This is a genomic window from Dyella subtropica, assembly GCF_026283965.1.
Lineage (GTDB): Bacteria > Pseudomonadota > Gammaproteobacteria > Xanthomonadales > Rhodanobacteraceae > Dyella_D > Dyella_D subtropica.
On the sequence record NZ_JAPDPD010000022.1, the window covers coordinates 1 to 13,569 of the forward strand.

At 57.3% G+C, this 13,569-nt stretch carries 8 protein-coding genes; all 8 read right to left on the minus strand.

The features are described from left to right. Nucleotides 1–577 precede the first annotated feature (577 nt). Nucleotides 578–5,206 carry a matrixin family metalloprotease gene (locus OUZ45_RS17225; RefSeq protein ID WP_266171398.1) on the minus strand — a complete coding sequence of 1,543 codons (4,629 nt, stop codon included), beginning with the start codon at nt 5,204–5,206 and terminating at the stop codon, nt 578–580. A gap of 60 nt (nt 5,207–5,266) precedes the next feature. After that, a complete protein-coding gene (locus OUZ45_RS17230; protein ID WP_266171399.1) occupies nt 5,267–5,875 on the minus strand; it encodes a hypothetical protein in 609 nt (202 codons plus the stop codon). A gap of 96 nt (nt 5,876–5,971) precedes the next feature. Next, nucleotides 5,972–6,676: a hypothetical protein gene (locus OUZ45_RS17235; RefSeq protein ID WP_266171400.1), complete on the minus strand. Its 705-nt coding sequence runs from the start codon at nt 6,674–6,676 to the stop codon at nt 5,972–5,974. Between the two features lie 114 nt (nt 6,677–6,790). After that, a complete protein-coding gene (locus tag OUZ45_RS17240) occupies nt 6,791–7,456 on the minus strand; it encodes a hypothetical protein (protein ID WP_266171401.1) in 666 nt (221 codons plus the stop codon). A 111-nt stretch (nt 7,457–7,567) separates the two neighbouring features. Further along, complete coding sequence (locus OUZ45_RS17245) at nt 7,568–8,224, minus strand: hypothetical protein (RefSeq protein WP_266171402.1); 657 nt, start codon at nt 8,222–8,224, stop codon at nt 7,568–7,570. A 711-nt stretch (nt 8,225–8,935) separates the two neighbouring features. Beyond that, entirely contained in the window at nt 8,936–9,664 is a 729-nt protein-coding gene (locus OUZ45_RS17250; RefSeq protein WP_266171403.1) for a hypothetical protein, read from the minus strand. A 70-nt stretch (nt 9,665–9,734) separates the two neighbouring features. After that, complete coding sequence (locus tag OUZ45_RS17255) at nt 9,735–11,171, minus strand: HlyD family type I secretion periplasmic adaptor subunit (protein ID WP_266171404.1); 1,437 nt, start codon at nt 11,169–11,171, stop codon at nt 9,735–9,737. Next, complete coding sequence (locus tag OUZ45_RS17260) at nt 11,168–13,306, minus strand: type I secretion system permease/ATPase (RefSeq protein ID WP_266171405.1); 2,139 nt, start codon at nt 13,304–13,306, stop codon at nt 11,168–11,170. The genes OUZ45_RS17255 and OUZ45_RS17260 overlap by 4 nt, the downstream gene beginning before the upstream one ends. Nucleotides 13,307–13,569 lie beyond the last annotated feature (263 nt).

The following is a 13,569-nucleotide window of genomic DNA, read 5'->3' on the forward strand; positions in this document are numbered from 1 at the left end:
GCCCAGGCAACTGTTCGGGTTGTGAGGAAAAGTCCCCGCCGACCCAGGCTCACCTACGATCTCGTGATCCGAGGGGCAACGGTCTGGCGGGGGTAAAGCAAACTTACAAGGGGCGGGTGCTCGCGATTACGTACATCGAAACCCGCTTCGAACCTGCCCCGTCGCAAGATTGCCCCCTCACCCCAACCCTCTCCCCGCAGGGGAGAGGGAGCTAAGTCATCAAGCTTCTTGAAGACCCTGAAAGGAGTGATCCCTAGAGCCTGTTCACTACTCTGCGTATCCCGCGTTGATCCGCCCTGGATGAGTGCGCCCCTCAGGAGAAAAGGTTACGCCTACGCTACCGCCGCAAGCGACTCGGCTCTTAGAGCCATCCCTTTCAAGGTCTTTTAGCTTGAGCTCGGGCACGCGATGCGTGGAAAGGTGGGCGCAGGCGATGGCCCACGCAAGTGGGCCGTCGCCGAAGGCGTCACACAATCATGTAGACGCCAACGCTACCGCAGCATGGCCGACAAGAGCATCGAGCCACACTGCGGTAGAGCCGATATCGAATAAGGGCCCGAAGAAATGGTGGGACGGATTACGCCCCACGCAACCCATGGCTCGACGCTGGCATCGCCAGCGAGGCCAGCGGGTGCAGATCAGGCATCATCGGCGAAGCTTCCCACGCTCCTTGCCCGGCATCGAACGAGGCCATCGCCTGCACCAACTGCTGCGCCTGGCTCTCCATGAGCGCGGACGCCGGCGAATGGCCGTACAACGACTGGATATTCGACACATCCGTGGCATCCAGTGTCCGGTTATCCGCCGTCAAGGCGTAATACATGATCGAGTGCGCGTCGGTGTTGGAGGCCAGGCCCAGCGCGTGGCCGATTTCGTGCAGCGCCGCCTGCTCGAAGGAGGCATCGGTGCTGGTATAAGTGGCCTCGCCCGTCGCATGGCCGACCAGGGCATCCTGGCCGGGGTCCTCCAAATAGATCTCGGCGCCGCGCATCATGCCAGCGACGGAATGGCACTCGGTATAGCCGGCCACACCGGAGGTGACGGTATCGAGCTGGCCAAGACCTACACGGATTTCCGCCTGGCTCGCATCGGCCACCTCCCGGAAATGGATCCCGGAAGCCTTGCCCCAGGTGTCGAAAGCTTGTTCGACCGCCGCCAATTCAACCGAGCTCAGCGAACCGCTGAATGGACCGCCCACGCCCGCGGCGCTCCAGGTGATCTCCGTCCGCGGCTGGCCCTTGCTGGCGGCATACCAATGGGCGTTTTCGTAGGGCGACGCGTTGCTGCCCGGATGCGCCAGGGCATCGGCGATCGAGGCCGCGGCGCGCTGCAAGCCGATACCGGCCGTCGCCAGATCGCTCGCGTTGCCCAGCTTGAGCAAGGATGACGTGAGCCCGCCGCCGACACTGTGCAGCGTGTTTTGGATCATCTGCGCGTCGCCAGCCAGGCCATAAAAGCCGTCGCTTTCCTCAGCCCCGGGGTCGGCGGCCATGCTGTAGCTGTCGTAGCCGGACAGCACATCGCCCCACGGATCAAAGGTCACCGTGCCGTAATTGACGCCCGCGCTGGAAAACCAGGTGTCGCTGTAATCCACCAGCTGGCCCTGGCTGTCGTAGTAGTAATTGATATCTGCCGTGTAGTTGCTCAGGTTCGTTTGGGCCTCCTGGAGCAACTCGCCGCCGGCGTTCTGGCCACTGAAGGTCTCCGCCCAGCCCGAATAGCCCTGCGGCAGATTGAACCCGTTGTACCACTGCACGGTGGATTCGCCATTGCTGGCGTTGTTCAGAAGGCTCGCGACCTCGGTGGCCGCGCCATTGGCATTCGTGAAGAGCTGCTCATTCGAGAGACCGGCACTGGCGCCGAAGGCCATGTCTTCGGTGTATTTACCGTCCGTGCTGTTCCACGCCAGGGCATCATTTACACCGGCGTTGAACGTGTCATCGGCACCTATGACCGTAAGACTATCTCCTGCCGCGCCAACAATATGCTCGCTCGAGCCGTTGATAGTTTCCCCCGTATCACCGGCCGCCAGATCGACCGTGTCACCGGCGGAGGTCAGGGTCACGTTCGAGTTGTTCGAACCGCCCGACCAGAAGTTCACGGTATTCACGCCGTTGACCGTGGCATTGGTATTCCCACCCAGAACCACGTAGTTGCCGGTCGAGTTCACCGTCTCCGCACTGCCGATGACGCCCATCCAAGTGTTGCTGTTGGCCTGCAGGTCGATCGTGTTGCCCGAGCCGAAAACGCTGCCGCCTACGCCGCTCGCGCCGTTGATCGTGTCGCCGGTGCCGGTGATGCTTTCGCCGCTATCGCCATTGGCCAGATTGACCGTGGCGCCGGCGGAGGTCAGCGTCACGTTCGAGTTGTTCGAACCGCCGGACCAGAAGTTCACAGTCGTTACGCCGTTGACCGTGGCATTGGTATTCCCACCCAGAACCACGTAGTTGCCGGTCGAGTTCACCGTCTCGGCACTGCCGGTGACGCCCATTGAGGTGTTGCTGTTGGCCAGCAGGTCGATGGTGTTGCCCGAGCCGTAGACGCAGCCACCAACGCCGCTTGCGCCGTTGATCGTGTCGCCGGTGCCGGTGACGCTCTCCCCGCTATCGCCATTGGCCAGATTGACCGTGGCGCCGGCGGAGGTCAGCGTCACGTTCGAGTTGTTCGAGCCGCCCGACCAGAAGTTCACGGTTGTCACGCCGTTGACCGTGGCATTGGTATTCCCACCCAGAACCACGTAGTTGCCGGTCGAGTTCACCGTCTCGGCACTGCCGGTGACGCCCATCGAGGTGTTGCTGTTGGCCAGCAGGTCGATCGTGTTGCCCGAGCCGTAGACGCAGCCACCGACGCCACTTGCGCCGTTGATCGTGTCGCCAGTGCCGGTGATGCTTTCGCCGCTATCGCCATTGGCCAGATTAACCGTGTCGCCGGCAGAGGTCAGCGTCACGTTCGAGTTGTTCGAACCGCCGGACCAGAAGTTCACAGTCGTTACGCCGTTGACCGTGGCATTGGTATTCCCGCCCAAAACCACGTAGTTGCCAGTCGAGTTCACCGTCTCCGCACTTCCGGTGACGCCCATCGAGCTGTTGCTGTTGGCCAGCAGGTCGATCGTGTTGCCCGAGCCGTAGACGCAGCCGCCGACACCGCTTGCGCCGTTGATCGTGTCGCCGGTGCCGGTGATGCTTTCGCCGCTATCGCCATTGGCCAGATTGACCGTGGCGCCGGCGGAGGTCAGCGTCACGTTCGAGTTGTTCGAGCCGCCGGACCAGAAGTTCACAGTCGTTACGCCGTTGACCGTGGCGTTGGTATTCCCACCCAGAACCACGTAGTTGCCAGTCGAATTCACCGTCTCGGCACTGCCGGTGACGCCCATCGAGGCGTTGCTGTTGGCCAGCAAGTCGATCGTGTTGCCCGAGCCGTAGACGCAGCCACCGACACTGCTTGCGCCGTTGATCGTGTCGCCGGTGCCGGTGATGCTCTCGCCGCTATCGCCATTGGCCAGATTAACCGTGTCGCCGGCAGAGGTCAGCGTCACGTTCGAGTTGTTCGAGCCGCCCGACCAGAAGTTCACGGTTGTCACGCCGTTGACCGTGGCGTTGGTATTTGCGCCCAAGACGACGTTGTTGCCGGTCGAGTTGACCGTCTCCGCACTACCGTTCACGCCCATTGTGGAGTTGCTGTTGGCCTGCAGATCGATCATGTTACCCGAACCGTAGACGCTGCTACTGACGCCGCTCGCGGCGTTGATCGCGGTCTGGTTGCCAGTCACCGAGGTGCCAGTGTCGCCCGCCGAAATATTGACGACACCGCCCGTGCTGGTGTCGGTATCGTTGTTGCCTTGGATCGTGGTGGTCGCGCCATTGCCACTGGTGATGGTGTTGTTGGCGCCCCGGACGGTCACACTGCTGCCGGCCGTATCGGTAATAGTCGCGCCAGAAAGGTTAACGGTCGCGTTCGAACCATCTACCGAGGCACTAACGGCACCACCAGTCGTGGTGGTCAGAGTCTCAGAATTGATGTAAGTACCATTAGCCTGCAGGTCTTCTTGCGTGTTCACAGACTGGATACCGGCAGAGGGTGCCGGAGCGGTATCGATAACCTGTAGCGAGGGGTCTGTGCTGTTTCCGTTACCCGCGGCACCAGGCTGAAGCCAGTTGTATGAAGACGTGTGCCCCGTTCCGGTATCAACAATCGTGCATTTCAGGCCAGAGCTGAAAAACGACGTATTTGTGCTCACATTGTAGGCATTGGCCGCGAACATGGTGTCGGCCTGTAGCGTGGTAAGCGGAGACGCCGGATTGGCTGTGTTATAGAGCAGGCCGTCCTGCGCGTAATTGATCTGGAAAGGCTGGCCGTTGGCGGCCTGGCACAGGGAGCGAAGTGCCGAGTCGCCGTAATATTGATTATTGTCATTGCTCGGCAGGGATAGCGATCCACCTAGTGGAGTATTCCCAGTATTGCCGCCTGATGAAGGAGCTTGCCCGGCAATATCTATAGCACCGGCGAGGCTTTGAGCTGTATCGATGGTGCCGTCACCGCTACTGGAAAGTACGATTCCGCTTTGGGGCGTTCCATCCCTTCGGAAGAGATAACTCACATAAGCATCTTTCTCCGCCATTTTCCCGATGTCACCAGCAGTCAAGCTGGTCAGGCCCTTGTCTTTCATATAGGCCGCTGCCGCGGCATTGAAGCCCTCCATCATGGCACCAGCTTCGTTGCCATCATTGTTCTTCTCGTGTTGCTGCAACAACAGATCCGGCGTGGTGCCGGAGGCGGTTGGATTTGCAAAATAATTCTTGACTGAACTCACCCAGTCGCTGTACTGAGACTGGATTGTCGGGGCATAAAATACATGATAATTCTCATGCCCAATCAAATCGGCCACCACAAAGGAATTCATGATCCCCCTATCTATTAATCCAGACAGATAGTTTGATCCAAGTTCAATAGTCGAAATGGGAAGTCCAGCGGCCGTAACATCTCCGGTTGTTTTGGCGAAGCAGCTATTTGTATAGGTGCCTGTCGAAAAATTGATGGCACCCAGGGAGCCGTTGATAGCATTGGCATTCAATCTATCGAGCAGGGGCTGGCTCTGCTGAATGGACTGCATCAGCGTGTTATAGGTCTGCGTGCCGATCGGATCGTTAGCCGTGGATGCTTGGAAATTATTTAGGATAGCCTGGAGCTGGGGACTGATGTCGCTCATACTTACATTCCTTGATCGGCTTAGGGGCAATATATACCAAGTAAATTGAATTGGGCTAATTTAGCGCAAACGAACGCTATCTATGCACCCATCTACGTGCAAGATATCCATGAAATAAGCGCCTTTTCCTCCAGGCAAACTAAATACATCAAGGCCCGCGCGCATTGTAAATGGATCACTCCAACCAAGCTTCTTGAGCTCCTCAAAAGCAGTACTTGCTGGCAGGCATGGGTTGTTGTAATCAGCGTCTTTCGGCATAAATTCCTTGAAGCCAATGGAGGGACTCGACCTCTTGGGATCAAGAGTAGAGTTTTTGCCTGGCTCAATGAAACTCACAATTAATGTGTGGCCAGATCCAAGCTTTGCCATATAAACGAGATCGTCGCCCCCAGCCACGACAGGGGGGGGGAACCTTATCCCAAACATCTTTTCAAAATCGGACTTACTTATGTCTTTACGCGTCGTCGCCAACTGGATCAATTTGCGCCAAACTTCTTGCGACTGCTCTAGCGTGATCGGCTTACCCTGAGCCAATTCCTGATTGTGGGAAGCTGACGCCTCCGGGATCTTCTCTTTGGCTAATACTCCGCCCACTGGGACTGACGCGCAGCCGGCGATAATCATCACGCCCGTCATGACTGCGAACCAAGGAAGGATAGATTTAAACATGTTGCACAACCTCTCTACTGATGCGGAATGTTTAAGCCTCAACGAACACTTATCTTTCATGCAAATACATCAGATCACCCTTAAGGGCTGGATTCGTCACTGGCCTCCCTCCGGTGTGGCGGCGCGGGTAACTCGATTGAACTCGAATTTATCGGACTGCATGATTATTCTGTCAGCACAATGTGTTGGTTCCGAATAGACAAGCGTCAATACACCCTGATCTCCTTTGATGAGGGTATACCAACCAAGTGGCATGCCGGGCGGAATCTGTTCTCTGATATCCCCATGAATAGGCTCTCCTGGAGAGTGAGTGTGTAGCACCCATCCAGCTCGCTGAAGATCCCTCATCGCTTGTTCGTGTGCAATGCATGGCTTGGTATCTATCCATGGATTATCATTTGGCCGGGGAGGAAGGAACTCATAGAATGTGAAGTTCGACCCTCTCTCTGGGTAATGTAGCGTGAGGCCAAGACGGTTACTGCCGAAGGCGATTTCTACGAAATTTTGTATTTTGTAAGAATCGGGAAAGCCGGGATTTTTCCGATGCACTGACTTTTCCTGAAAGGCGCCCTCAAGGTCTTCGACGGTCACGACGGCATTTGGCTTAGCGGCAAGCTTGAGAAAGCTCTGCCAATGGCGCTGGTCGCTCAATGCCACAGGATCTCTCACGTTTGCGGCAGTTGTGCTCGCCGGCGCAGAGGCGACGGGAGGAGCATTTTGGGCCCGGGCTATCGGCGGCCCCATAGCCGCAATAGCTATCGTAGCGATGATCAAATTTCGGTATTTGCGGTTTTGATTCATTTATTTGCACCCTTTGACCAAGCAATGGAAGTCTGACATCGGTGAACTATCCACATGCTCTCTTTATGAATGACCTACAGATTTTCCGCGAGCTCTGATTAAGGCCAGGATCCCTCACTGGCCGATTCCCGGCTTATTGGCCTGAATAGCTTCATCAAATGCAAGCTTATTCGATTGCATAATAGCCGTTGTCGCACAATTTGTTATCGAATAGATCAGTCTAAGAACACCCTGATCTGCTTTAAGGAAAATATCCGAACCAACCTTCATGTCGTCCGGCATATCTTCTGTTAAATCCCCTTCCGCTGGAGAATGGGCGTGTAATATCCATCCAAAATTCAGAAGATCGCTTATCACTTGATCGCGAGTGATGCACATTTTGTTGTGCCTACCAAGAAAACCAAACGAAACGTAGTTGGACGCTCGTTCCGGATAACGCTCTTTCGCAAATCGATCTTCACTTGGAAGAAGTGTCACGAAGTCTTTAATACTGTAAGAATCATAAAGTCCATTCTTCTTCAGGTATACCGCCTTTTGCCCAAAGGCATCCTCAAGGTCTTTGACGGTAACGACAGCATTTGGCTTAGCGGCGAGCTTGAGAAAGCCCTCCCAATGGCGCTGGTCGCTCAACGGCAGAGAGTCATCCAGCGGTGCGGCAGCTGTGCTTGCTGCTGCGGGGGCGATGACAGGAGCGCCTTGCGCTCGCGCTATCGACTGCCCTGTAGCCGCAATGACTATCGTAGCGATGATCAAATTTCGGTATTTGCGGTTTGATTTCATTGATCCGCACCCTTCGAAAAAGCAACAGAAGTCCGACATCAATGATCTATCCACATGTTTTCTTTAATGCCGGCCGGATTTGCGGCGCACTTTGATAAAGGATTAGATTCGTCACTGACCGATCCCCGACGTCCATTTATTGGTAAGTAAATCAAAGTAAATTTTGTTCGCATCCAAAGATGCACTCTCTGGGCAGCCGCCTGCGTAAGCTATCGAGATAACTCCCTGATCTCCTTTTAAGAAGATTGTTTGAGCTGGATAATTAATTGGAGGGCCGCCATCAACCCCCGGCTGAACGAATTCAGGGTGTGCAAAAAGTTGCCTCCACTGCGCTCTATTGAGATCGCTCACCAGCTCTTCTTTGGTTAGACATGTTCGCAAGTCTTTATCGTGAAAATAGAAATCCAGATGAATTTGCTTTCGACCCGGAAATAGCTCGCGCAGTCGTTCCGGGATGGACACGACGTACGCCAGAGCATTTGGCATCCCATATTGTCCTGGACTAGTTGTCGAAACTGTCTCATCACGGAATGATCGCTTAATGTCTTCGAGAGTGACCACGGCGTTAGGCCTGGCTGCAAGCTTTAGAAAGCTTTGCCAATGGCGCTGGTCGCTCAACGCTAGGGAGTCCCCTGGCAGTGCAGCAGCTGAGCTTGCCGGCGCAGCGGCGACAACAGGGGCGCTTTGCGCTCGCGCTATCGACTGCCCCATAGCCGCAATGACCATCGTAGCGATGATCAAATTTCGGCATTTGCGGCTTGATTTCATTTATCCGCGCCCCTTTGGCAAGGCAATACCGGAAAATCGTCCATATTCTGCTTCCTAGCCGCCCTGAAAGTCTTTATTCCGACGCTGACAAGCTTAGATCGTAGCTCAACGATCAATCGAGACAATCACGCCCTGGCATCCTTTGCCACGCATCGCCCGGTGAAGCTCCAACCACCATCCAATCCACCGCCCTGATGGGTAATCATTCCGCTCTTTGCATCGAAATCAAAGCGCTCATTATATGAACGCGAAGCCCCTCGCCGCCGTGGTGAGCATCTATATGAATAGTGCTATCCGTGCGACTAATTGTGCAATCAGCAATCGTCGAGCACAGCGATTTGGAAACCGGGCTATCGATCCATACTTCAATCTTGCTTGGATCTTGATCCATATGGACCACCATCTCGGAGGTGTGCTTCTTATACGAGCCATTCGACATTGGACCTTGCTCATTAATTCCTGAGCACCTTAGAAGATTGGTGGCAACCCCAAGGGGCGATGCAGGAGATTTAGCTTGCCTCGCGCAAGAGACGCTAAGCGCAGAAAGAACGGCTAACAAAGCTGCACTAACCATTGAAGATCTATTTAACGTCACAATATATCCCAGATGATAACCTCATGAATTAACTATCAATGTTCGTCACTTGATGGCATGAAAGGCTCTGGCGCCGCCTTCTTCTAAACGGTGAGGCAACGCCTAGTCATCGGCGCTTACCCTTCCCGGCGTTCCGTATAGCCTTCAACATGAACTCCCAAAACGCACCCTGCGATTTCAGCCCCGTACTCGAGAAATGTAGTGACGCGCGGAAATTTTCTATTTGGCAATGAAAACACTTGCTCGGGAGGAGATAGCAATAGAGCTCCTCTGTCAACGAAGCCGATATCTAATAGATCACGCCTGGCATTTTCCGGCGTAATGCAATCGGATGCCAAAATATCAAAATCAAAAATAGAATAATAACCGGGTCTGTAGTAACCGCGCGTAAGTCTCCACACTGGCATCTTCGATCTTGGGAGATCAGGAGAACCGCCAAACTCGTCCAGTCGGACGTGGTATTTCCCTGATTGCGTTCCTTCAGCGGTGTAGATATCGACCCCATCGAACGCCGATTGCTCATTCAATTTGACGCCAGTGATTTTCTGGAGGCGGTCCGCCGACACGTACCCTCCCTCTTCGCGCAAAAGTGGCAAAAGACGCTTCCAAAAGACATTCATCGATAGAGGGGGCACTGATGCATCCATCTTCGCCTCTGTTGCCGCACCCGGCATTTCATATCTCGCCTGATGAACGGGCGATCGTCCAGCCACTGGCGCGCAACCCGTGCCTAACGTCATGAATCCGAGCATGAGGAACACCCACTTACACGCATGCTCAGGTGATCTAATTTTCGACGCTACTAGTGACCTTGCCGACTGACGCACTTTGGAGTTGAAGTTCATAGATGTTCTCCGGCGAATTGAGTTGGACGACTTCTGGTTGCGCTGGATACGCCACTACCCGCTACAGATGTCATCGCTCATGCAAACTCTCCCGTGCGTGCTGGATCAACGGACTCAGCAGATAGCTGATAATCCGCCTTCGCCCGGTCTTGATCTCCGCCGTCACCGTCATCCCCGGCGTCAAGTGAATCTCCTTGCCCTCAATCAGCATGCTGTCCGTCGGCAGGGCGATCTGCGCGGCAAACACCCATTTCCTCTTGTCCGCTTCATCTGGCCTGGCGTCGTTGGAGACCTGCACCACCGTGCCGTGCAGCACGCCGTAGCGTGTGTACGGAAACGCCTCGACCTTCACTTCCGCCGGCTGTCCGGCATGGATGAAGCCAATGTCCTGGTTGTCGATCGTCGCCTCGACCAGCAGTTGATGGCTAAGCGGCACCACCGTCATGATCGCCTGGGCTGGACTGACCACGCCGCCAATCGTGTGCACGGCGAGGTGCTGCACGGTGCCGTCCACCGGCGCGATGAGATGCATCAGCCGGCTATGGGCTTTCGCCTTGGCGAGCTCGCTGCCCGACGCTACCGCCTTGGTTTCATCGTCCTGGATTTTCTCCAGCCAGGTGCGCCGGGTTTGCGCGATATAGGCATCGCGCTTGCGCTGAGCCGCGTCGAGCGCCGCCTGGGTTTCGACACGCTTGGCACGCTGTGCGGCCAGGTCCTGTTTCATCTGGATCACGGCCTGCTTTTCGCCGTAGTACTGGTGCAGTCCCACATACCCTTTCTCGGCGAGTTTGGCGTAGTCCTGTTCCTTGGTTTGCTCGATGGGCAGCGTAGCTTCCAGCTTGCTGATTTCCGCCTCGGCGCCGTGCAGGCTGGCGGCAGCCTGGGCGACTTCCGCCTCCAGCTCCCGCACATTGCTGAGGTAGTCTGCGTATTCGCCGGCCAACACATGGCGCTGCGCCGTTAATTCGGCGGCCTCCGCGCCACTGGAGGCTTGCAAGCTGGGGGCGCGCTGATGATCGATGGCTTCCAGCAGGGCGCGGCCACGCGCGGCTTCGTTGCGAGCGGATGCCAGTGTGGAGCTGGCCTGTTCGGCATGGCTTTGCGCATCGGTGGCGTCCAGGTCGATCATAGGGTCGCCTTGCTTGACCTGCTGACCATCGACGACATGGATGGCAGTGACGACCCCAGTGTCCTGCGACTGGATCGTCTTGACGTCTCCGTTGGGGGCGATTTGGCCCTGCGCCGTGGCCATGACATCCACCTTACCCAGGCTGGCCCAAGCCACAGCCACGATAAGCAAGCCCACAATCATCGCCATGGCCCAACGCGGGGCCGGATGGATCGGGGTGTCGCACAGCGCCAGCGCGGCGGGTTGGAATTCGGTTTCGTGCCGCCGTCGTGTCGGCGCATCGAGGCTGGCGCGCAGCCCCCAGGCTGCACGGAATGCTTGCGCGTAACGGCCGCACAGCTCGCGAAACGCCAGCCATCGCATGGTGGGAGTACTCATGCCAGTTGCAGCTCGTGCAGTCGTGCGTAATGGCCGGCCTGGATTTGCAGCAGCTCGGCATGGCTACCTTGTTCGACGATGTGTCCGCGCTCCATCACGATGATGCGGTCGGCATCGCGCACGGCCGACAAGCGGTGCGCGATGATGATCACCGTGCGGTCCTGGCAGATCGCGCGCATATTGGCCTGGATGATGCGTTCGGACTCGTAGTCGAGCGCGCTTGTGGCTTCGTCGAAGATCAGGATGCGGGGGTTGTTCATCAGCGCCCGTGCGATCGCGATGCGCTGGCGCTGGCCGCCGGAGAGCGTGGCGCCGTGCTCGCCGACCACGGTGTCGTAGCCTTCGGGCAGTTCCAGGACAAAGTCGTGTGCGCCTGCCAGCTTGGCCGCGGCGATCACGGCGTCGAGCGGGGCACCGGGATCGGTGAGTGCGATGTTTTCGCGCAAGCTGCGATTGAACAGGAGGTTCTCCTGCAGCACGACGCCGATCTGGCGACGCAGCGAAGACACGTCCACCATCGCCAGATCCATGCCGTCGATCAGCACACGCCCGCGCTCGGGCACGTAGAGGCGCTGGATAAGCTTGGCGAGCGTACTTTTGCCTGAGCCCGAGCGGCCCACGATGCCGATCACTTCACCAGGGCGCACCGCCAGGCTCAGGCCATGCAGCACCTCCGGGGTGTCCGGCCGGTAGCGGAAGCTCACCGCATCGAGTTCGATCCGCCCTTCCAGGCGCGGCATGCTGCTGCGGCTGCCATTACTCGCCTCACTCGGGGCATTGAGGATGTCACCCAGCCGCTGCATGGATAGGCCCGTCTGCTGGAAGTCGGTCCACAGTTGGGCGATGCGCATGATCGGCTGCGCTACCCGGCTGGCGAGCATATTGAAGGCGATCAGCTGGCCTATCGTCATGCTGCCGTTGATCACCAGGCGCGCCCCGACCCAGATCGTTACGACCGTGACCAGCTTGCCGATGTAATTGACGCCTTCGCGCGCCACGGTGCCCAGCGCCGCGGTGCGAAAGCCCGCCTCGACATAGCCGGCCAGCTGATTGTCCCAGCGCCGGTTGGTCTGCGGTTCCACCGCCATCGCCTTGACGGTGTCGATACCGTTGATGGTCTCGACCAGGAACGCCTGGTTTTCGGCGCCCCGATTGAACTTCTCGCGCAGCCTGGCCCGCAACGCCGGCGTCAGCGTGAAGGACAGGAACGCATACAGCGGCAGCGAGGCGACCACCGCCAGGGTCAGCCAGCCGCTGTAGCACAGCATCACGGCGATAAATACGAAGGAAAAGAGCACGTCCATCACCAAGGTGATGGCATTTCCAGTCAGGAAGTTGCGGATGTTCTCGAGTTCGCGGATACGCGCAACGGAGTCGCCTACCCGCCGCGCCTGGAAATACGCCAAGGGCAGCGACAGCAGGTGCCGAAACAGCCGGGCACCGAGCTCGACGTCGATACGACTGGTGGTATGGGCGAATACGTAGGTCCGTAAGCCGCTAAGTATCGACTCGAAGGTAAGGCACAGCAGCAAGCCGACGGCGATCACATCCAGGGTGGTCAGCCCCCGGTGCACCAGCACCTTGTCCATCACCACTTGGAAGAACAGCGGCGTGATCAGTCCCAGCAGCTGCAAGAAAAACGAGACCAGCAAGATCTCGCCCAGCAGCTTGCGGTACTTCACCACCGCCGGAATGAACCAGCTGAAGTCGAAGCGGGAGAGTTCGCCCGTGAGCGACGCCCGCGATGTGAAGAGCAAGACTTCGCCCGACCCACGGGCTTCGACTTCCGCCAGGGAAAGTATTTCCGGCGCAGCGCGTCGAGGGTCTTGAATTAGGACCTTCTGATCATTCGCTCGGGCAATGACGTAGAAGCTGCCGTCGCGATCCATGGCGAGTGCCGGTAGGGCGAGGTAGCTCAACCGATCCGCCGCCGATTGCACCGCCTTGGCTTTGAGTCCGAGCTTCTTGGCTGCTAGGAGAACAAGATCGCGACCGAACGGTCGGCCTGGCTCCTGAAATTCATGGGCGAGCTGTGCTGCGTCGGCAGCGATGCCATGAAATCGCGCAATGAGCACCAGGCCCGCCAATCCGGTGTCGAATGCCGTGTTGGCCTGTTCCTGTGGCTCGCTGGCCACGGCACCCACGTCATTCTCGGCACGCGATCCTTTTGACGCGACACTTCCTTGGTGCACTCCACAAATCCGTTCTGAATTCCCCGGTGGTCATAATCGAACATGGCGTTCTATGACGTCAATCGCAAATTTCCACACTTCTAGGAAGCGCCATGGCGTGCTCCAACCAAACATCCTGGAAGATCAGCAACCCCCTCCTCTAACGCATCGTTGTCACCCTTGGCTTAGCCACTGGAGTTTAAAGCGGGTTTCGATTTTGGTCATAG

Bases quoted from the DNA above. Each gene is read 5' to 3' on its own strand.
- OUZ45_RS17235 (WP_266171400.1), bottom strand. From the start codon at position 6,676: ATGAATCAAAACCGCAAATACCGAAATTTGATCATCGCTACGATAGCT.
- OUZ45_RS17240 (WP_266171401.1), bottom strand. From the start codon at position 7,456: ATGAAATCAAACCGCAAATACCGAAATTTGATCATCGCTACGATAGTC.
- OUZ45_RS17230 (WP_266171399.1), bottom strand. From the start codon at position 5,875: ATGTTTAAATCTATCCTTCCTTGGTTCGCAGTCATGACGGGCGTGATG.
- OUZ45_RS17225 (WP_266171398.1), bottom strand. From the start codon at position 5,206: ATGAGCGACATCAGTCCCCAGCTCCAGGCTATCCTAAATAATTTCCAA.
- OUZ45_RS17245 (WP_266171402.1), bottom strand. From the start codon at position 8,224: ATGAAATCAAGCCGCAAATGCCGAAATTTGATCATCGCTACGATGGTC.
- OUZ45_RS17250 (WP_266171403.1), bottom strand. From the start codon at position 9,664: ATGAACTTCAACTCCAAAGTGCGTCAGTCGGCAAGGTCACTAGTAGCG.
- OUZ45_RS17255 (WP_266171404.1), bottom strand. From the start codon at position 11,171: ATGAGTACTCCCACCATGCGATGGCTGGCGTTTCGCGAGCTGTGCGGC.